Origin of the sequence: Streptomyces sp. NPDC001480 (genome assembly GCF_042894725.1) — a bacterium.
In the GTDB taxonomy this organism is placed as follows: Bacteria; Actinomycetota; Actinomycetes; order Streptomycetales; family Streptomycetaceae; genus Streptomyces.
Map to the genome: position 1 here is coordinate 44634 of NZ_JBIAVX010000023.1, position 21648 is coordinate 66281.

A 21648-nucleotide genomic window follows, 5' to 3' on the forward strand; every position below is an offset into this window, starting at 1 on the left:
GCTCCAGTTCATGCCGCACGCCGGAGCGATCGAGGTCCGTGACATCGGGTGGGCGGGCTGATCACTTCCCCTGCCGGTCGGCCTTACAGGGGTGCTTCGTGGGATGCCGGACGGATCGTGCCTCATCGAGGCTCTGCTACAGCGCGGTCATGAGGTCGACAGCGGGTTCGCGCCGGGGCGGTCCGGCCAGCTCGTCTCCTGTGACGACGGCGTCGACCAGCTGCTCCAGGGCTTGGGCGTACCCGTCGTGGTCCACGCTGTCGTCGACGCCGGTCATCTCCTGCACCAGTCACTTCCGCCAGCCGTCGCTCACGGTCGCTGAGCGGGACGGCGGGGACCAGGTGGGCGAGGTCTGCGGGGTCGCATGGCCGCCATGCTTCGTCCGGGAGAGGACCTCCACCAGCAGGGGCGTAAGGCCGGTCCGTGTTCCCTGTGGCGGGGCGACGTAGTGGGGCCGGTCGTAGCTGATCGGGACCGCCCGTCGGCTCGATGAATACCGCAGTGACCGTCACCCAGCTGCGCAAGGTGGTCACCCGGCTGGTGCGTGCCGGGCAGTGGCGGCCGGACGACGCGGACATCCTCGTCGTGAGGGACACCGGCTACGACGCAACCGCCTCGCCAATGTCCTGGCCAGCCCGGTCGCCGTGCGGTGCCCCGGCAGGGCGGATGAGGTCTGCCGGGGCACTGTTGTGGCCTATCCCTGGCGCCAAAGCTGATTGTTGTTGCCGACCTGGCACTGCCAGATCTGGATCTGCGTCCCGTTCGATGACGAACCGTCCCTGAGATCGAGGCAGAACGGCGCCTTTGCGCTCACCACGGTCAGATACCCCGGGACGCCCGGCGCGACGCTCAGCTTCCACCGCTGGTAAAGGTCGTTGCCGCAGACGTGGTCCTTGACTCCTTGCCCGTTCACCGCGGTGGCGAAGTCCAGGCACATGTTGGTGTTGAGGTTCCGCAGACGGTAGAAGCCGTTGCCGACGGATTCGGGTAGCCAGTTCTGGTTGGGATCGGTGTTGTTGGCCAGGCAGTCGTTCTCCACCACCCAACTGTTGTCCTCCAGCGATCCGCCCGCGACCTCCGCGCACTTGTTCGTCCCTCTGTTGATCAGGGTGAAGGCTGCCCCGATACTGAACGGCCGGACGGACGTGGCTGCCGCTGATACGGCTCCCGGGTTCGCCTGCGCGCTTGCCCCAGCTGACGTGGCGATCAGGCCGGCGAAAGCCATCGCCGACGCGGCGATGAGCACTTGCAGTCTCTTTGGCATGGTGACCTTCATCGGTTCCACGGCTCCTTCAGTCTCGATCGAGCTCTATGTGTCAAGCAGTGACAGTGTCCGGACTCATCGCCGTGCCGCACTCGGCCCGTCATCACGCGGACCAGCGGAATCCGCGGGAGCGGTTACTGCCTCGCACCAAGGTGCCGGGCCGGCCATGGACAAACGTTGGACAATCATTGAATCGGGCTCTTCGAACGGGTAGGAACAGGCGTGCGGTAGCCAGCTTGGGGGCAGGATGACGGTGGAATTCGGCGTGCTGGGCAGTATCGAGGCCGGCATCGACGGCCGGTCCGCGATGTTGGGCCATGCCCGCCAGAGGGGCGTGCTGGCGGTGCTGCTGGTGGACGTCAACCATCTGGTGACGGCCGATCAGCTGATGGACCGGGTCTGGGGAGACCGTCCGCCGCGGCAGGCTGTCACTACCCTGCGCGGTTATCTCTCCCGGCTGAGACAGGCCCTGGCCGCCACGAGCGAGGCGGTCATCGCGCGACAGCCGGGCGGCTACGTGCTGAACACCGCCGACACCGTGACCGTGGACATGCACACCTTCCGTCGCCTCCTGGCACAGGCCCGCGCCGTCGGCGACGACACCCGCGCCGCGGCCCTGTTCGAACAGGCCCTGCGGCTGTGGCGCGCGGACCCCTTCGCAACTCTGGACACTCCCTGGCTGAACGCCCTGCGCGACACCCTGGTCGAGGAACGACTGGCGGCTCAACTGGACCTGAACGACTCGCGATTACGCCTCGGACAGCACGCCGCGCTGCTGCCCGAGCTGTCCGCCCGCGCCGCGGCGCATCCGCTGGACGAACGCCTGGCCGGCCAGCTGATGCTCGCACTGCATTGCTGCGGCCGTTCCGCCGAAGCCCTGGACCACTACCATCGCGTCCGCGGCCGACTGGCCCGCGAGCTGGGCATCGACCCCGGCCCGGCGCTGCGGGACATCCAGGCGGCCGTCCTACGCCAGGACACCGCCCCCACCCCCCTGCGGGGAACATCCGCGATGCCCTACATGTTGCCCGCCCAACTGCCCCTGGCTGTCGCGGCCTTCACCGGCCGCGACAATGAACTCGCCCAGCTCGACGACCTCTTGCCCGCCCCTACCAGTAGCGGCCCGGTGCCGCCGCCCGCGGTGGTGATCTCGGCGGTGTCGGGCACTGCCGGGGTGGGCAAGACCGCACTGGCAGTGCACTGGGCCCATCGGATACGGGACGCCTTCCCCGACGGGCAGTTGTATGTGAACCTCCGCGGATTCGACCCCGGCGGTTCCGTGGTGGGCCCGGCCGAGGCGGTCCGTGGGTTCCTGGACGCCTTCGGAGTGCCCCCGGCCCGCATCCCGAACTCCCTGGAAGCACAGGCGGGCCTGTACCGGAGTCTTCTGGCCAACCGGCAGGTACTTGTGGTGCTGGACAACGCCCGCGACGCCGAACAGGTCCGGCCGTTGCTGCCTGGCGCACCCGGCTGTCTGGCTCTGGTAACCAGCCGCAACCACCTCACCAGCCTGGCTGCGGCAGAAGGCGCCCATCTGCTGACCATCGACCTGCTCACCCCCGCTCAGGCCCGGGACCTGCTGACCGGACGTCTCGGCTCCCACCGGACGGCTGCCGAACCCGCCGCTGTCGACGAGATCGTCGCCCGGTGCGCCGGGCTGCCGCTCGCCCTGGCGATCGTGGCCGCCCGCGCCTGCGCCCAGCCCCGCCTCCCGCTCACCGCCCTCGCCGGCGAACTGCGTCAGGCCGACAGCCGCCTGGACGCCCTGGACGGCGGAGACCCGGCCACTCGGATACGGGCGGTGTTCTCCACGTCGTACCAGACACTGAGCAGCGATGCCGCCCGGCTCTTCCGGCTCCTCGGACTCCATCCCGGGCCCGACACCGCCCTGCCCGCAGCCGCCTCGCTGGCCGGTCTGTCGCGCGCCCGCACCGGCGTCCTGCTGACCGAACTGACCCGCGGCAACCTCCTCGCCGAACACGCCCCAGGCCGATATGCCTTCCACGACCTGCTTCGCACCTATGCCACCGAGCTGGTCACCACACACGACGGCGACGACACCCGGGGATCGGCCGTACGCCGTATGCTCGACCACTACCTGCACACAGCCCACGCCGCCGACTCGCTGCTGACCTGCACACGGGACCCGATCGCCGTTGCCCCGGCCCGACCGGGCGTCACCCTCCAGGAACTCAACGACCACCAGCAGGCGCTCACCTGGCTCACCGCCGAGCGCCCCGTCCTCCTCACCACCATCAACCAAGCCCCCGCCGGCTTCGACACCCATACTTGGCAGCTCGCCGCTGTCCTCACCACCTTCCTCGACCGGCAGGGACACTGGCCTGCGCTAGCCGCCTCCCTCACCACCGCCCTTCACGCTGCGCGGCGCCAGGACGACAAGACCGGACAGGCCACCTCCCACCGCGGTCTCGGATTCATCCACGACCGTATGGGGCACCAGGACGATGCCCGCACCCACTACACGCTCGCGCTGAGCCTGTTCAGTGAACTCGGCGACCACGCAGGCGAGGCCCGCATCCACCACGAACTCGGCCGGATCTCCTTGAACCAGGGCCACTGCCGGGAGGCACTCGGTCACGCGCACCAAGCCCTCACGCACTTCCGGGCCGCCCACAACCGTGGCGGACAGGTCATCGCCCTCAACCACATCGGCCGGTATCACGCCAGGCTCGGCGACCGCCGACAGGCCCTCACTCAGAGTCGGGAAGCCCTCGCACTGGCCGAAGAGATCGAGGACCCCGACGCTCAGGCGTACGCCTGGGACGCCCTCGGCTACGTCCACCACCACCTGGGCCAGTACCGGCAGGCGGTCGACTGCTACCGGCAAGCTCTCGATCTGTTCCGCAAGACCGGCGACCGGTACCACGAAGCCTCCAGCTCCGCCGACCTCGGCGACACCCACCATGCCGCCGCCAACTCCACCGCCGCCCATGAAGCCTGGACGCGGGCCCTGACGATTTTCGGCGAGCTCGGCCACCCGAAGGCAGCCCCACTGCGCATCAAGCTCCTCGACAACCTGGACAGGCTCCCGGCCGATGCCCCCCTCACACCGCTGGCGTAGCCCACTCGTCTCGATTGCGCGCTCGTCTTGCTGCCTCAGCCGTTGCTGTCGCCGTCGCCTGTGTCTTCTTCAGCGCACCGGCCGCATCCGCGGCGACGCTGTGGTCGACCAACACCGCTCACCACTGCATCCACCACGCCACCCCGGCAGCGTTCGGCCCCTCACCCGAATCGGCGCCGAAGCGTTCCGCCTGGGCCTGCGTGGTCTCCATCAGTTCCGGACCCATGATGCCGTCGCGGAAGCCGGGACGGCCCGTCGCCACATCCACAGTGCGGACGGTGACGGGCCGCAGGCAGAGAGAAGGGGCGGTCAGCCCGCCGCCGGGGAGCTGCCCAGTTTGTCGACAGCCTGGTAGTAGGTCCAGGCGGTCGCGTTGCAGGCGGTCAGTTTGGCGCCGGTGTAGGCCGTGCAGACCCTCTTCAGGTCAGCGTAGAGGGCGCTGTCCAGGCGAGCTTTGTTGGCCGCAAACGTCCCTGCCGCCTTGTAGTTGCGGTAACCGAAGTCGTGACGGGCGCTGGGCATCTTGAAGGGAAAGCCCAAGGGGTTGTCGGGGGATGAGGAGCAGTAGTCGGTGCTTCAGTCGAAGGCGTAGGCACTCCAGGCACCCTGGTTGGCCCGGGCGGCGGCCCAGGCGTCGTAGCTGCTCGCGCTGGTCTGTGTCCAACCGGCGACCACTTGGGGCTTGTCGCCCGGTACGGCCGTGGCCGGCGTGATGGCCAGGGCGCATAACGCGATGCGACGGCAGTCATGGTGAAAACGGATCGGCTGGGCCATGCTGGCACTGGTCATCGGTCTCCTGCCATCGAACCGGAACTTGGTGGCCGTCGCCGGGCTGGCAGGGTGGTCAGGACTGTGACGGTGCCTGTCGCGAAGGCCCCTATCGGGACACACCCGCCGGCCTGGCGGCAGCAAGTGCCGTCCCGGACAGTGGCCGACAGATCAAGACTCAGGACAAGTCAGTCAGTCGTATCGCGGGTCAGGCCACCGCCGAGACGGCACCGCCATCCTCACAGTCGTATCGAGTGGCGATGCCACGGAAACCCTTGATCTGGTTGAAGCAGCGTTCGACGACGTTGCGTCTGCGGTAGATCTGCCGATCGAATGCCGGCGGTCGGCCTCCGTGGCGGCCGCGGTTGTGGCGGTGTCGCTGCTGGTCGGTCTTCTCCGGGATGGTGCACGCGATGCCGCGTCGTCGCAGGTAGGCGCGGAAAGAGCGGGAGCTGTAGGCCTTATCGGCGACGACCTGGTCGGGTCTGCAGCGGGGCCGGCCCTGGCCGGTGCGTGGGAGGCGGATGCGTTCCAGGACGGGGCGTGCGCAGATGCTGTCGTGGCGTTGGCCCGGGGTCAGCAGGATCGCGAGCGGGCGTCCCTTGCCGTCGCAGGCGAGGTGGATCTTGGTGGTCAGTCCGCCTCGGGATCGGCCGAGGGCGTGATCGTCCGGTTCGTCCGGCCGGTGGATCCCCTTTTTCGCCCTGTCACGGCGGCGTGCTGGTGGGCGCGGACGATGGTGGAGTCGATCTGCACGAGCCAGTCGACATCGCCGGCCGCGTCCGCACGGGCTTGGATCTGCTGAAGAGCTCGGGTGAACACACCGTCCAGGGCGTAGCGGCGGAAGCGGGTGTAGACCGTCTGCCATGAGCCATAGCGTTCCGGCAGGTCGCGCCAGGAGATCCCGGTTCGGATCTTGTAGACCATCCCGTTGACGACCTGTTGTGGGCCGATGCCCTGTGAGCTGGCCGCATACATGACGCCACCGCCGCCACCGCCGCCCGCAACGAGTGGATCGCCGTCTGCCTCCAGTACTTCCCCGGCTTGGAAGTCCTCCTGAACGACGGCACCTCGGACTGAGTCGCGACCACCTGGGGCAGGCGATCACCCCGCCCAGAAAACTGCGGCCTGGAGCGCTGCCCGGAGATTGGAACAGTGGGAACGTGACCGCCACGGAGCCTCGTCCGACCGCATCACCATCGAACACGCCCCGCCGACCACAAATGTTGGCGGACGACTGAAAACGTGCCGCGAACGGGCCAGGCATGCCTCACCCGCTATCACCGCACCAACCCGTCAGTTGGAGGTCCACAGATAGAGCGCGGCCGACGCCGCGCCGCCGACAAGTCCGCCGGCGATCGCTCCGGCGATCGTGCCAACGCCCGGGATCGGGATAATCATGGAGCCTAGGGCGGCCCCGGCCAGCACGGCGCTGCCAAGGCCGATGGACTGCGCTGTCGACGCGCTCGCGCCAGCCTTTTCCGCCCCGTACCGGGCCGCGTGGCCGGCCACCGCGCCGACGACACCGACTCCGGCCGCGACGGGCAGCGCCCTCGCGGCGGCCCCCAGTGGCCCGGCCAACGGTGCGGTGAGCTTGCTGCCCAGAGCCAGGTACGACCCCGAGAGCAGCGTCGCCTCGGCCTCGACAACGAACGGCACCGCTCGTCCGAGCTCGCCCACCTCGGCCGCCGGATTGAACCGGAACCCCTGGTAGCGGAACCCTGTCTGGACGCTCCCGGACGGAGCGTTGCCGCCAAGTGACGGGCCGGGCGAGGTGTCCTTCTTGGGGAAGGTGGTGACGGGAACTTTCTGCGTGGGTGGTGGCGCGGGGTTGGTGGGCGTTGCCGGGGTCAGCCGCTTGGCCAGGACCCGCTGGATTGGAGTGCCCGCTTTGGCGTCGCGCGCTACCCCCTCCGCCTTGACCCAGGACACCAGCTCCTTGGCGGCAATCTGCGGCGCTTTCGAGAGGTCCGCCGGACTGAGTTTACCGCCGGCCTGGACGTGCTGCACCGACAGTAGGTAGGCGTTCCGGAGATCGACTGGCCGGCCCTGGGCGAGCGCGGAGCGCAGGCCTGCTCCATAACTCAGGTCCCGTGACGTCTTTGGTTCGGCCAGCGAGTTGGGCAGCATGACGGCCCAGGCGTTCGCGTACGTCCGGCTCGCCAGCGTGTCGGACATCTGTTTGCCGTAGGTCTCCTCGAAGCCGTACTGCAGCCAGCTGCCCGGGATGAAGTGCTCGCGAGTATGGCCGGGCTGGGTGTCCAGCGCCTGGTACCGGCCCTCGTCCCCGAAGACGGTCTGGAACCCGCCGGGGTCCGTCCCGTTCACCGGGTCACCGCGGACGAACTCGTAGAGGTTCGGGCCGTCCTGGATCCCGAGCGGGTCCGGCGACGACCAGCGTCCCAGCCATGGGGCGTAGGAGCGGGCGCCGTGGTGGGCCAGGCCGCTCTCCTCGTCGCGTGCCTTGGCCTGGAACCGGAAGCGCTTGCGGGCGTAGCTGCCGAAGGACGTCTCCCCGTACGGCAGGTACTCCTCACGGTTCAGGACGCCGCCGTCGGGGGCCAGTGTCGCGGTGACGCTCGTGAGCCGGTCGCCCAGCTGATAGAGGACGGGCTGCGGCAACGGGTCGTCCGGGAGCGGCGTGCCCCGCCGGATGACGGCCAGACGGTTGCTCTCGTCCATGAGGTGCACCTCGTCGTGCACGGTCTGGTTCGCGCCCACGGTGCCTCGCAGGATCCGCTCGAAGCCGCCGACGGAGAGGGTGACGAGGTCCGCACCGGCGCTGCGCCGCACCACCTTCAGCACCCGCTGGCCTGCGGCGTCGTAGCGGTACTGTGCGTAGACGCTGGGCCGGCCGGCGCCCGCTTGGTCCCTGAAGGTCGCCAGCCGGTCGGCCGCGTCCCACTCGAAGAACCGGTTGGTCGCCTCGGTCAGCAGGTTGCCGCAGGCGTCGTACGTGTATGGGACGGTGAGGTTCCCCGATCCGAGGGAGGTCAGCCGGTTGCTGTTCGGCGGCACGGTGTAGGTGCGGGTGTAGGCGCCGGTGCCAGCGGTGTCGGTCGCGTGCGCCAGTGACAGCAGGGTGCCGATGACGTCGTACTCGTAGGTCTCGGTGTATCGTCGCGCACGCGTGAGGTCGGTGCTCCGGGGGGTGTCCGTCCACGGCTTCTCGGGGGCTATGTCGGTCTCGCGTCCGGTGGCGAGCGTCAGTCGGCCCAGAGCGTCGTAGGCGAACTGGCGGTCCAGCCGGTCCGGAGTCGGCGCGACACCGCAGCCTGGGGTGCGGTCGGCGAGTGTCAGCAGTCGGCCGGTGAGGTCGTGGCGGAACGTGTGGTCCTGCAGGACCGGTCCGTCGCAGGTCCACGTCGTGGCTCCGGTCGGCCCGCTCGCGGCGTGCTCAGCGCGAAGGCGGCGTAGTCGCAGGGTTCGCGCGCTGTAGCCGTAGCGCACGAGCACGCCGTTGCCCAGCAGCGCGAGGATACGCCGACCCTGTGCGTCGTAAACGACCTGCCTCAGGTGAGGTATGCCGTCGACCGAGACGGCCGTCACTCCGCCGCCGCGACCGTAGCTGAACTCGATGTGTGCCCGCGCGCCGGTGGCATCCACGGGTGCCGTGGTCCCGGTTCGCCGACCGAGCGCGTCGAAGGACAGGTCGAGGGCGTAGTCGGTGTCATCGAGCAGCGCGTCCGCGCGGTCGGACAGGGTTTCGCCGGGACCTGGCTGCCAGTCGACGGCGTACGCGGTGCCCGCCCAGGCTCCGGATGCGGGCAACTTCGACAGCAGCAGTGCGGGGCTCAGCACCCGGCGGACGGTGCTGGTGGGGTTGCCGTTGAGGTCGTACCCGTCGGTCCGCATCCGGCCGGCCTCGTCGTACTGGACGACCACCCGCCCGCGTGCGTTCGCGGCAAGGGCCTGGTCCGCGGTCAGGCTCGAGGCTGCCGGGTCGTCGCCGTAACCGATGATCTGTCGTAGCGTCGGCGCCTGGTCCGCCCGGTCGGCGGCCCACGCCCGGACGACGCGGTGCGCGCGGTCGTACACGTTGAGCACCACGGCACCCTTGTCGTCACGCGACTCGACGATGCCGCCGAGGGCGTCGTGCACGGTCCGCCGGGTACCGGCGTCGAGCAGCCAGCTCGTCCATGCCCGGCCGGCGAGGTCGAAGACCGTCGCGGCGATTCGGCGTCCCAGCGGGTCGGTGACAGCGACCACCTGTCCGTCGATGTCGTAGTCCATGGTGGTGACGACGTCCTCGGCCGGGCCGCGCCGTACGGTACGAACCGTCCGGCCGAACGCGTCGAGGACCGCGCTGCCGGGGGTGTTCCACTGCTGCCAGCGGTCCAGGGACTCGGTGGGGTGCGTCCGTCCGGCGTTGTCCTCGGCCCCATAGGTCCAGCTCTCCCACGGGGTCGGCGTGACGCTGACCGGGTCGGCGGGGTTCGCCGGCCTGCCGTGCACTACCCGGGTCTGGCTGCCGTCCGGCGCGACGGTGACCGTCGGCCGGCCGCACGGGTCGTGGTGCTGGCGGACCGCCGCGAGGCCTGCCAGCCGATCCGCCGTCGGCGGCGCGTAGGCCCAGCCGACGTCGCGGAAGGGCTCGAACGTGACCACGGGCCGGCTCTTGTTGTCGTAGACCTTCCACCCGCTCACGACGACGGCGGGCCCGTCCCCGGCGGTGTCGGCCAGGACAGCGCGCGCCGCGGGGGAAACGTCCTCCGGCAGCCCCACGTCACCGACCGCCAGGTCGTCGGCCTGCGTGCGCGTTTGCAGCAGCCTGGCCAGCCCGTCGGTGAACTCGACGACGCGGAGGAATCGTTCCGGGTGGTCCTCCTCCTCCGTCGTTGCGAACATCGCGGTGATCTGGTCCGGCGTGAGCGGCTGTTCTCCGGCCGAGGTCCGGCGGGCGTTCTCCCGGTCGACGAGCGTCCACCGGTGGTGGACCCGGCGGACGCCGGTCACGCTCATCGGCTGCAGGTCTCCTCCGTCCGCCACGGACCGGTCGTACGCGGCGAGGTCATAGCTGAATCGCTGGCCGGGCTGGTCGACTGTGTCGCCTTCGGAGCGTCCGGCGCGGCCGAGTTCGGCGATCCAGGCGAGCAGGCCGAGCGGTGTGTGGCCGACGGCGGTCCGGTTGCCGTTGGGATCCGTGACCAAGTTGGCCTTCAGAACCCGGTAGTCGTAAGTGGCGCTTGTGGTCAGCCCGGCGGCGTCGGACGTCGCCACCGGCAGCAGGTCGTAGTCGTCCCAGCTCGTCGTGGTGTTGCTCCCGAAGGCGTCTCGTGTCACCAGGAGCATGCCGCGGGGTGTCTTCCCGGCCACCGGGGTGTGGACGTCGTAGCTCGTCCGGCTGGTTTGCGCGTAGTAGCCCGCGACGTGTGGCCCGGCCGCGTCGTGCCACACGTACCCGACGTGCGTTCCGCGTTCGATGGGTGCTGTCAGCACGGTGTCGCGGAACTCGTCGGGGTAAGAGGCCGGCCAGGCGCCGCTCGCCGGCGTGGTGCCGTCGGGCGCGAGATAGGGCGGGGTGGGTGCCGGCGTCCCGCCCTGCACTGCGGGTGCGCCGATCCGCGCCAGCAGGTCGGGGGTGAGCACCAGTTGCTCCACACGGGTCGGCAGGCCGTAGTTGCCCAGCTCGCCCAGGGCCAGCCCGGTGAACGCCGGGCCGTCGTAGTAGGTGAGCTGCAGCGAACGGGGGTCTTGGGATGGGGTCGCTCCGAGCACGGCCGCGATCAGGTCGAGCACCGGGCCAGTCCCCGGATCGGTCACTTCGTATCGGGCCGTGCGGGCCACTCGGTCCAGAAGGAACAAGTCTTCGTCGTCCCGGGTGGCGAAGTCGGTCGTCGTCACCGTGCCGAGGCAGGGTTCGCCCGCATTACGGGGATTACGCCCCCGGGCCACGCCGAACTCGGCTGAGACGTGGGCACGGCCGTAGTCGTCGAATCCGCCCGATGCGGACAACCGGACCATCGGCTCGTCGCCGCGGTCCCACGTCGCTTCCCGCGCGAGGACGGCGCGGACCGCCACGACGGGGTGGGCTGTCCAGGCCGGGTCTGTTGAGCTTCGCCCGTCGAGCACCGGGACGACGGCGAAGGCCGAGTCGTGCACCTCGATGGGCCGCGTGCCGCGTGCCGGGTCACCGTCGTCGGCGTACACCTCACGGCGCAGGACACGGCCGCGCACCGCCCGCAGGGCCTCGCGCAGCGTGGATCGCGGCAGTCCGTCCGGCAGCGCGGAGAGATCGAGGTGGGGGCGCAGGATCGGGTCACCAGGCCAGTAGTCGTCGCTGGGGTCCACTGCGGTCCACGCGCCGGCGCTCGGGCCGACGGGGCCGAGCGCGAACCATGTCACCGACTGCACCGGTGGGCCGTCGACCGGCTCGGCGGGTACGTCCGAGATCCGCGCCCAGGCGTGGTCCAGGAAGATCTCCGCGCCTCCCGGGTCCGCCGCGGTCACCGACATCCGGCCGGCGGAACCACTCGCGCTGCCGACGGACACGAGGGTCCATTGGCCCGTCGGGTCGAGTGTCGCGTCGGTGGCGTCGTGTCCGTCACCGGTGCCGATCCGCACGCGCACCCGGCCCCGGACGGCCTTCACCCATACGGTGGCGATCACTTGCGCGGGCGCGCCGTCCGCCCCGCCGACGTCCTGCTCCACGCCACAGTCTTCGCCGCTGGTGGTGATGTGCAACATCTGTCCGTCCTTGCCCTGGGGCAAGTCGCTGGCGACCAGGTCCGTGACCGTGGTTGCCGGGGCCGTGTTCCGCGCCGTCCATCCCGGCGCTGCTGCCTCCTCGCTGCCCTGCGGCTGTGCAGCCGAGGTGGTGAGTGTCGTGGGCGTCGCGCTGCCGGTGTCGAAGCTCCAGTTGCGCAGCAGGTTGCCCTGCGCGGCGGCGTCGAAGCCGGCCGGGACCGGGACCGGCGGCGTCAGCGGGTCGAGCAGCGTCAGTGTGGCGGGTGTCGGCGGGGGCGGCGTTGCGGCGGTCAGAGTGTCGGTCTGCACGACCCGGCCGAAGCCGCGGAACTCGCGGTCGGCCGGGTCCCAGTACCCGTCCGAGTAGTGGAACCCGCTGGTGAGGACCGTCTGCGCGAACCGGTCCTCGGTCCGGACGCCTGCGACCACGTGTACGGGGAAAGGGAGTGCGGTGCGCCATGGCCGGCCGTCGAGCCGGGCGGCGGTGGCGTAGGCGGTGGACGTGGACCAGGTGAGGGTCGTCACGGCTCCGCAGTGGTTGTCGACGTCGGTGAGCAGGTGCGGTTTGGCGCCGCCGGTGAGGTCGAGGAAGGCCCACTCTCCTGCCCCACCGAGACCGGTCCAGAGCACGCCGCCGACGCCAATGCCGTCGAGGTCGGCGATCCGAACCGAGGTGCGGGAGTCGACCCGGGGCGTACCCCGGACGACGACGGGGGGTGCGAAGCCGTTGCCGGACTGGTTGACCCAGATGGTCAGCGTTCCGTCACCGACGCACACGACGTCAGCGGCGCCGTCGCCGGTGACGTCACCGAGCAGGATCCGCCGAGGATCGAAGGCTGTGACCCCGCTGCCCGAGGCATCGGTGAACCGAGGCGCGTCCGTCATACGGACCGGCGGCCCGAACCTGCCACGCCCCAGGCTCGGCCAGTACCGGACCGCCCCGTCGTACACCTCGACGACGTCGGTGAGCCCGTCACCGGTGACGTCGGCCAGGTGGACGTGCGGGTCGGTCAGGTCGGCCAGCGGTGGTGCTCCCTCGATCCGCCGGAAGCGGGCGAACCCGCCGCGACCGTCCCCGCGCGCCATGAGTGGGCGTTCCCCGGCCAGCAGCAGGTCGGGGATGTGGTCGCCGTCCATGTCGACCAGTCGCACCTGCGGGCCGTGGGTGCCGGTGTCCGGCATGGCGGTGCTGGTCCGCGCGGTGGGCTCGAAACCCGCCTGGTCGGAACCCGGTGGCGGGGTGGCGAGCGGCCACACAACCGTCCGGCTGCCCACGGTCATGGTCAGCTCCGGTCGTCCGTCTGCGTCGATGTCGCTGAGGTGGACGCCGGGTGCGCCGAGTTCGGCGCCCGCGGGCGCGAACCGCAGCGGCCGCCCGGCATCGAACCGGCCGTCACCCCGGTTGCGCCAGTACCGGGCGGTGCCGTCGAGTTGCAGGACCGAGGGCAGGCCGTCGCCGAACAGGTCGGCGAGTTCGAGCCCAGGGCCCAACGCCGTGGGTGGCAGCGTGGCGGGCAGGCGACGGAACCGGCGTGCGGTCGGGTTCCACGGGCGGTAGCCGAGAGTCAGCGGGGGCAGGAGCTGCGTCCCGCCGGTGGTGGCGTCCTGGCCGGTGATCTGGATGGCGGTCAGCAGAGAGACGCCGACGGCGCGTCCGGGTGCCGGTGTCTCGTCGGCGTAGCGCAGGTCGACCACGGTCGGCGGAGTGCCGCCGTCACCGACGGTCGAGACGCTGATCCGCCGGGCACGCAGCGTGGTGCGCAGATCGAAGCCGGGTCGGCGGTCGCTGAACGGGTCCGGGCGTGGTTTCGTCTCGTCGTTGTAGTGGACGGTCACGGTGACCGCGTAGGACGGCGCGTTCGGATCCCCGAAGTCGGCATAACGGATGGTGTCGAGGTAGCGCTGGGCGCCGCCGTCGCCGCGGTAGCGATAGCAGATGGTGTTGCCGAGCGGGTCGATGCTGGTCGTGAGCAGCCAGCTGAACACTCCCCCGCGCGGGTCTCGGACAGCGGCCGGGTCCGTCCAGTCCGCGGCCGCCCCGGCGGGACGGGCCGTCCCGTACCGGTTGCGAAGCCCGCTGCGGGTCCAGACGTCCCAGTAGTCGTCAAACGGGCCGACGACGTGTACGACCCGGGCGAAGCCGGACTCGGTGCGGGGCCGGTAGCGGGTGGCGACCGCTTTTGCCGGGAGGTCGGCCGCAATCGCGTCGCCCGTGGGCACGGGGACCAGTTCCTCGGCGCCCGAGAGAACGAAGACGTCGGTGCGGTCGTCGTAGTCGGGTACGCCGCGTTCGGTGCGGCGGCTGATTCTCGGCACGGGCAGTGACCAGCCGAGGCCGTAGGGCCCGTTGCCGACGCCGGAGGAGTAGCTCAGGGCGAGCGCGGGCGCCCCTCGCACCGGTGGCAGCGGGATCGGCACGGTGAGATTGCCCGTCCCGGTGTGCAGGTCGGGGGTGAAGGTCTCACCGATGCCGGTGAGGGCGCCGCCCCCCTTGGGGACGCTGATCTCGGCCATGCCGGTCACCGTGGCCAGGCCGGGCCGGCACCGGACCAGCCGATCGAGAACAGCACGTCGGTCACGGCCCCTGTGTCCAGGAGCGTGCCAGCGGCACAGTCGAGCGTCAGCGTCCAGTCACCGACCGGGGAGCCGGTTATCGCCGTCCACGCACTGCCGTTCCCCCGCCGGGTACTCACGATGCCGTCGATGGTCTGCGCGTGGCCGCCCCGCGTTTCGTGCCGGAGGCCGAGCGTCACCGTCGGGATGGGGCGGTCGCCGTCGGGTAGCAGGCAGACGACTACCTGTTCGACTCGGAGGTCGTCGATCGCGGACGGGAAGGCCGACGCGTCCACTGAGAGAGTCACCTCGCGGTCCGCGGTCGGGTCGGCCGGGTTCGACAACTCGTAGAACTCGTTGGGGAACTCGCCGCTCAGGCTGAACACGCGGTCGCCGCCAGTGCGCCCGGCGTCGGCGAACCGGCGGAGCACCTGCTCGCGGTAGTCGTAGTCCTCGGTCGCCGTGTACTCGACGGTGATGACGACGTCGGCGAGTGACCGGAAATCGAACGGGTTCGCCGGGCGCGGCAGGTCGAGCGTCCAGTGCGTGTCGACGCCTGAACCCTCGAACGGCAGCAGCAGTTCCTGCTGGGCGTCGAGGTCGAAGACTCCCGTGGCTGACACCGGGGAGGTCAGGGCCACGCTCTCCGGCAGCCGTACCAGCGTTGTGGTCGGGAAGCCGGCCGAAGGCAGGACAACACGGGAGATACCGCTGCTGGTCAGGGTCGCGCGGACGCCGGTCGTCGGCGGGATGAGCCCGACGACGGAGACGCGGATCCGCCGCACGAGCCGCAGCAGGTGCCCGGGGAAGGATTCGTCGAACCATGACATGGGGGTGGCGAAGGACAGCCGACCGGTTTGCCGGAAGTCGGCGAAGTCGCGCGGCATCCGGTCGGCCAGCGAGAATGACTGTGCCAGATTCAGCCGCCGCTTGTCCGTCTCGAAGGCGTACTGGTCGAGCCTGGCGACGTCCTGCAACAACCGTTCGGCGCCGGTCAGCCCATGCCGGTCGGGGGTCGTCGTGGCCGACGCCGACGCCGCGGCGCTGGGGGCCGGCAGACCCTGCCAGTAGTCGCCCTGCACGATCGACGGGACGACGTCTTGCCGCTCGAAGGCCAGCTGCTGCTGGGCGAGAGCGGCGGTGGTGGTGGCCAGTTGCAGGAAGTACCGGTAGACCCCGCCGAGGATGCCTGCCATCCAGGCGTAGAGCTCGGCGTTGGTGAACTGCCGGTCCAGGAACGTCACTGTCGCGTTGGCCTGGGTCAGCTGGAGTTCGGCGACGGTCTTCTCCTGGGCGACGACACTCTGGTGATCCTTGGCGGACTGCCAGGCGTGCTCGGCCGCGCGGGAGTCCTTCTCCGCCAACCCCTTCTGCAGCTTCCACTCGTCGACCTGGCGCTCGTGGCTGGCCATGAAGGAGTTCGCCGACAACCGGGCCTCTGCGCCGTTCAGGAAACCGGTCGCAACGCCCTTGGCGATCTGCGCGACGGAGATCCCGGCCGCGATCCCGATCTTGGCTCCGCCGCTGAAGACGACGTCGAGGAGGCTACCGGTTGTCGATGCGGCCTGGGCCACCCCGATGGCGGCATCGATCCCCGTGACGACGTTCTTCAGGTCGCGGATCTCAGTGTAGTTCTGCAGGACTTCCCGCTCGTGGCCGTTGAGGCCGGCCGAGATCCGGGCCGTGTAGGTCTCGCCCAGGAAATCTGCACGGGCCTTCTGGTCCTCGGCCGCCCGGACGCCGTCGTCGGCCTCGGTCACCCGCAGGCCCTGCAGTTTCGCGTTCTGCTCGGCGACCTCGACTCCCTTCCGGGCGTCGAAGCGGCGGAACTCTGCCGCGTCGTACTTCTCCAGTGCGAAGAGGTACTCCTGCTCGACCTGTTGGGCCAGGCTCACCAGCTGTCGCGCCCGGTCCTGCAGCACCCGGTACCGATAGGGGGTGGGGCGCAGGGCGACCGCCGTCGACGCCACGGCCCCTGGGCCCGCAGCCAGGGTGGTCGCGCTGTCCGGTGCGGTGGACACTCGCGGGACACCTGCAAGGTCGCAGCCCTGCCGGAGCTTGGCCAGCCGGGTGGCGACGGTGGTGCGCTGTGCAGCCAGCGCCGGGTTCAGGAAGGCCACTTCGGCGGCGCCCGGTGGCGTGCCGAGGAAGTCCAGATCGCGGCTGTCCAGCACGGCGCCTGCGGTCTCGTACAGTGCCCGCGCGGTTGCCACTGTGGTGTCCAGGCCGCGGGCGAACTCACTGTCGCCGTAGTCCATCAGGCACTGGGCGATCGCGGCGAGAGTGAAGCGTGTGTAGGGGTTGGGCCGGCTACCAGCGACGGTGTGCGGGTTGAGCCGCGAGGCCCAGTCGCCAATGGGAGACAGGTCGACCGCCCGGTTGGTCTCGGCGGCAAGCACCGGGTACACCGCGCGGCTCCCCGCTGGGAGGTTCAGCGACCACACGGTCTGGTACCAGTCCAGCGCGGCGGCGTACTGCCCCGACCGGGCGAGCGCCTGCGCCATCAGCATGGGGGCTGACCAAAAGACCTCGCGCAACGCCGTCGCCGCTGGGTCGGTGCGTGGCGCGCTCACGGGCGCGAACAGCGCTGCGGCTAGCATCTGCACCCTCTCGATGTCGGAGCTCGAGCGTTGCTCCGTGAGCCAGAAGGAGACCTGCCCGATCTCGGTAGTGCTCAGTACGAACGGGAAGATCCGGACGTCGCACAGCAATCCCTGATAGGCACCGTAGGAGATCCGTTGCCCGCCGCCGAGGTCGCCGGAGCGGGTGTTGCCCAGCTGGTCGGGCACCGCGTAGACCGTGGCCTTGGAGCTCGGGTTCTCGGCAGAGGCGACGAGTACCCCATCGACGTACAGGCGTGGCCGGCGGCCCTCGTACACGACCGTCACGTGGGTCCAGCCCGTCATGGGGGCGGCGTACACGAGGACAGCGGGCAGATGACCGTCGCCGTGCTCGTAGACGGACACCCCGTTGGTGCCCACCGATACCCCGGCGCCGGCCGCAGTGGGGTCCGCGAAACGGCTGCCGGCCTGGGTGGGGCCGAGGGCGTAGCGCTGCCCGGCGGTGCCGCTGGCGCCGCTCGTGGCCTGGGAGTCAATCTTGTGAGGGGCGGTGGGCCATGCCCAGAACGACAACGTGAAGTCGTTGACGACCGGCGCGAGGACTCCGAACACGGGATCCGGTACGTTCACGACCGCGTCGCCGCCGTCGAAGGCGAGCGCCGACCCGAACAGGCCCGGCACGGAGACCGCGCCCATGACATCGAGGTCTTGGCCGCCGCCGGACGTATCACGAGCCTTGGCGCCGCCGTCCTCGTCGAGAGGCCAGCGCGTTCGCGGCGCGCGCAGACCGGCCTCGACGGACCCTCGCAGCGGCGCCAGGAAGAGGTTGGCACGCGAGCGCGCCTCGTCCACGCCGATCTGCTGGGCGCGCAGGTCGTTGACCAGGGCCGTGAACGCCGTGGTGGCCAGAGGTGCCAGGTCCGGGCTCAGGAGGTTCTCCGGATACAGCCACGTCAGCATCGCCGAAAGCCAGCCGTCCGGGTCGGAGTGCCATCTCCAGCTGGCGTCGAACCGGTTTTCGTCTTCGATCTGCCAGGAGCGCGCGGGGTGCCAGGCAGGCAGACGCGCGCCTCGGAGCGCCTCGAGCAGCCCGGTCACGACCTCACCGGCGGCGCGCAGTCTTGTCGTGGCGGGGCTGCCAGGGCCGACCAGGACATCGGTGCCCAGCCGAACGTCGAGCCATCGGGCCACCTCGGCGGTCGCCGTCCGGCCCTCGATGCTCACCAGAAGGCTGTCGCGCAGCAGCGGCAGCGCCGCCGCCTGGGCGGAGGAGATCGCCACGCCCAACTCCTCCCGACATGCCTTGAGTTCGGCAGCGCGGGACCGGAGCCGACGCAGCCAGGCGCCGCGTGCCGCGAGGTCGGTGTGCCAGGGGATCGGGGTGGGCGCGGGCCCGTCGTCGGTGAAGAACGCCGGGGTAAGGCTCACGCCTGTCTCCTCGGTGCGCCAGCGGTCCCGGAGGCCGAGTGTGGTCACGCGGGTGAGCAGCGCCTCGACGTCGAACCACTCGTCGGCTTGCACCGTGCCGAGGGCGGCCAGCCCCGCGACCGTGCGCAGCATCGTGAACGCGGGCTCGCTGAGATTGGCTGCCGCCAGCGCCGGGCCGATGTCCATGCCCTGGTCCCGGCGAGTAGCCAGGTCGTCGAGGTCGACGCCGGGCAGGGCGCGGCCGAGCAGGGCGGCCAGGGCGGCCGGCTGCGTCGGCTGCGCGGTGCGCACGGCGTGCAGGTCCGCGGCGATGACCCCGATCTCTGCGGTCCGGTCGGCAAGCAGGCTGCCGGCCAGGCCGGTGCGCCCGGCCGGGGTCAGGTCGTCGGGGGTGATGACGTCCGGGTCGACCAGTGTCTGGAAGCCGGCCGCCGCCGGGTCCAGCGCTGTGTCCTCCTCGCTCCAGCGCTGCGTCATGGTGGCCTCCCGCCAGCTGGAGAGCTGCGACGGAGGAAGCAGACGGGCTGGTGGGAGAGTGGGCTCGGTCGACGGCAGGCCGAAGAGCCGCTCCAGGTCGTTCTCGGTCCGCGCGCCCGCAGCCAGGGCCAGGTCGTCGAGTGCGGTGGGCGCGACCGCGAGGCGGACTCCCAGCCGGGCGGCGACCTCGTCGCGGCGGCCGGGCTCGGCGCCGCGGGCGAGGCGCAGCTCCGCCGAGGACAGGCCAAAGGCCCGCAGGAGGCTCTCGTAGACGGCGTCGCCGTAGGCAGCCAGCCCTTCGGCCACGGTGTCGGCGGCCGGCCAGGTGACCTCGGCGAGCGCCGGGACGAGCGAGTCCGGCACCGCTTCGGTGAGCACCTCCAGGGCAGCGATCGAGCCGGCAAATCCATCGAAGAACGGGTCTTTGCCGATCCGCAGCGGACCGGCGTTGCCCACGCTCGGCGCGCTCAATGCGGCCGTGCTGTCCAACTGCCCGTCGAGGTAGACGTCGAGTCGGTTCCCGGCCTTGGTGACGACGACGTGCGTCCACGCCCCGACCGTGAGCGGCGAGGTGCCGTCGATGCCCTCGTTCCCGTTCGCCGTCGTGCTGACCCGCACGTGCAGCCCGTTGTCGCCCGGGCGCAGCCAGATCGCGAAAGTGCGCTCGGCGTCCACCGCGCCCCGGTGCATGACGGCCCGCCAAGCGCCGCTGCCGTCGGCTGCGACGTTGATCCAGAATGCCACCGTGAAGTCGGTACCGTCATCACCGATGGATGGGCCGGCGTTGGCGGGGGCGACGGCACCGGAGTCCGCGCCCAGGACAAGGGCGCGGCGCCCGCCCGGCCCCGCCCCGAGGACAGCGCCGGCGGCGAGGGTCAGGTCCAGGCCGTGACCGGAGAGATCGAGAACGGTGCCAGCGCCCACCGGCGCGGCGAAGTCCCAGCGGCCCGCGACCAGATGGGGGGTGAGCGCGAGGTAGCGGCGCAGGGTCTCCACGGCCAACTGAAGTCGGCTCACCGGCAGGCTGCCTGCCGCGGCGACGCCGGACAGCGGCTGGGTGAGATCACCCAGTCCCAGGTAGGTCACCCGCTCCAGATCGGTGACCGTGACGCGCGGCGGAGCAGGCGCGTCGCTCCGCAGCAGCACTTGGGTGCGGGCGAGGTCCAGCAGTGCGCTGAGGTAGGCCCGGTCGTCGAGGCGTTCCTCCAGGGTGGCCGGCCTGTAGTCCGAGCGCAGCGTGATCGGGACGGCCACCACCGTGGTGCCCGAGGTGTCCCCGGCGGCCCGCGGAGCCGCGTCGACCGCGGTGAAGGTGAGCACATGCCCCCCGTAGCCGCTGACCCGCACGATGCCCGAGAAGGGACCATCGGCGGTGAGCAGGGTGGTCGGGGCGCCGCCGTCGACCGAGCAGGCCACCTTCTGGACGTGACTCTGGCTGTCGCTGGCGGACAGGGCCACGGGCACGTCGTAGGCAGGTGCGCCACCGGGTACTGCGGTGATCACGTATGACTGGTCGGGGGCAGGGAGTCGCACGTCGAGGCGTGGCGGGGCAGCATCGACGGTATCGAGGGAGAGGCTTGAAGCCTGTGCCAGTGCGGGGTCGACCTCGAGACCGGAGGGGCCGATCGCGGTCGCCGACAGCGTGAGCGTGAAGCGCCCCAGCGGGGTGGCCGGCAGCCGCACGCTCGAGGAGAACACCCGGCCATCGGGGGACGGCGTCGTTCCACCCGACGCCGACCAGCCGCCCGGTCCGCCGACCGTCCAGGTCACCCGGCGCTGGCCGAAGCCCGGGGTGGTGGTGGCCTGCAGCGCGATGTCCGTGCCGCCTTCGCCCACCCTGACCACACCCGCTGCGGGCTGGGTGACAGCGACGTCGACGGTCGGCGAGTCGAGCGTCACCGCGACGTTCTGGGTGATCGTGCTCCTGACCACCCCCGACGGGACGTCCTTGATGCTCGCGATGACAGGGACGGAGCCGCCCCGGTAGAAGCGGACCGTCACGGACCAACGGAGATCGCCGACCGTGGCCGGGAAGGCCAGCCCGCCAACCGTAACCTCGACCGTGAACGGCCCCTCGAAGTCGACGCTTCGCCAAGTGCCCCCAACCGTCACCGGGACGCCGGGTTGTGTGCCGTGAACGGCGCCGATCGCGCCCATCGTGATGGTGAGGACCGGGAACGGGTCCCGGCCCTTCCCGCCGCCGGTCAGCGGCCTGGCACCCCCGGCCAGGGCTTGCGGCCGTAATTCCGGGCTCACGCGTCACCTCCCTGGCAGGGCTGAAGGAGGGCGGGCGGAGCTGCCGCAGGGGCGACAGACAAACGGTGGTCGTGGTCAAGCACGGCGTCTGAGAGCCGGCGGGCCCCATGGACGGCGCCCTGTGTCGCAGATACGACGGTGCACACCAAATTCGCGGCCCGTTGGGCGGTGACGAGCTGCAGTGTGGCCCCAATCGGAGTCTCCCCGCAGTCCGGTCCCGGTAACGCCTCGTACCGACTGATCGAACGGTAGTTCACTGCGTTGCTCCCCCCTCCGGCATCGCGCGACGTCCGTGTGGGGAAGTCTCCCGCCCTGCCTGTTTCGGCCGCAACGCGTCGAATGACGTAGTCGGGAGCACTCACTCAAACGCACTCCCCTGCGGGCAGAGCGCACAAGTGCCGCTGCAGGACGCGGAATTGGGTGCGCGTTGCCGTTATGACGTCCGTGTCGACGCATGCCCGAGACGGTGGCTCGCCGCACTCTGTCGGCAAGCACCTGGCCGCGTCCGTGTCCGGGGCGATGTTCGCGACCACCACATCAACGCCCCCTCAAGGCCTACCGAACGCGCGCAA

Annotated in this window: 6 protein-coding genes and 2 pseudogenes; 1 reads left to right on the plus strand and 7 read right to left on the minus strand. The window is 70.7% G+C overall.

What is annotated here, in order from left to right; all coding sequences use genetic code 11:
• Positions 1 to 136: 136 nt before the first annotated feature.
• Both ACFY01_RS39880 and ACFY01_RS39885 read right to left on the minus strand, forming a co-directional pair.
• The gene (locus ACFY01_RS39880; RefSeq protein ID WP_390740680.1) at positions 137 to 286 is read right to left on the minus strand and encodes a hypothetical protein; all 150 of its coding nucleotides are present in this window, start codon (positions 284 to 286) and stop codon (positions 137 to 139) included.
• A gap of 408 nt (positions 287 to 694) precedes the next feature.
• The gene (locus ACFY01_RS39885; RefSeq protein ID WP_390740681.1) at positions 695 to 1276 is read right to left on the minus strand and encodes an RICIN domain-containing protein; all 582 of its coding nucleotides are present in this window, start codon (positions 1274 to 1276) and stop codon (positions 695 to 697) included.
• A 235-nt stretch (positions 1277 to 1511) separates the two neighbouring features.
• On the opposite strand from ACFY01_RS39885, the gene ACFY01_RS39890 reads away from it, so the two are divergent.
• Positions 1512 to 4346, plus strand: a complete 2835-nt coding sequence (locus ACFY01_RS39890; protein ID WP_390740682.1) for a BTAD domain-containing putative transcriptional regulator — start codon at positions 1512 to 1514, stop codon at positions 4344 to 4346.
• Between the two features lie 118 nt (positions 4347 to 4464).
• On the opposite strand, the gene ACFY01_RS39895 is transcribed toward ACFY01_RS39890, so the two are convergent.
• The 5 genes and pseudogenes from ACFY01_RS39895 to ACFY01_RS39915 form a co-directional block, all read right to left on the minus strand.
• Positions 4465 to 4614, minus strand: coding sequence for a hypothetical protein (locus ACFY01_RS39895; protein WP_390740729.1), 150 nt, complete (start codon positions 4612 to 4614; stop codon positions 4465 to 4467).
• 41 nt (positions 4615 to 4655) lie between these two features.
• Positions 4656 to 5120 (minus strand): annotated as a pseudogene (locus ACFY01_RS39900) (phospholipase).
• 238 nt (positions 5121 to 5358) lie between these two features.
• Positions 5359 to 6053: pseudogene (locus ACFY01_RS39905) on the minus strand (IS5 family transposase); the annotation flags it as partial.
• 357 nt (positions 6054 to 6410) lie between these two features.
• The gene (locus ACFY01_RS39910) at positions 6411 to 14315 is read right to left on the minus strand and encodes a SpvB/TcaC N-terminal domain-containing protein (RefSeq protein WP_390740683.1); all 7905 of its coding nucleotides are present in this window, start codon (positions 14313 to 14315) and stop codon (positions 6411 to 6413) included.
• Between the two features lie 5 nt (positions 14316 to 14320).
• The gene (locus ACFY01_RS39915; protein ID WP_390740684.1) at positions 14321 to 21076 is read right to left on the minus strand and encodes a LamG-like jellyroll fold domain-containing protein; all 6756 of its coding nucleotides are present in this window, start codon (positions 21074 to 21076) and stop codon (positions 14321 to 14323) included.
• Between the last annotated feature and the right edge of the window lie 572 nt (positions 21077 to 21648).

What these genes read in the sequence shown, in the direction of transcription:
- ACFY01_RS39885 (WP_390740681.1), bottom strand. Translation starts at nt 1,276, where the DNA reads ATGAAGGTCACCATGCCAAAGAGACTGCAAGTGCTCATCGCCGCGTCG.
- ACFY01_RS39890 (WP_390740682.1), top strand. Translation starts at nt 1,512, where the DNA reads ATGACGGTGGAATTCGGCGTGCTGGGCAGTATCGAGGCCGGCATCGAC.
- ACFY01_RS39910 (WP_390740683.1), bottom strand. Translation starts at nt 14,315, where the DNA reads ATGGCCGAGATCAGCGTCCCCAAGGGGGGCGGCGCCCTCACCGGCATC.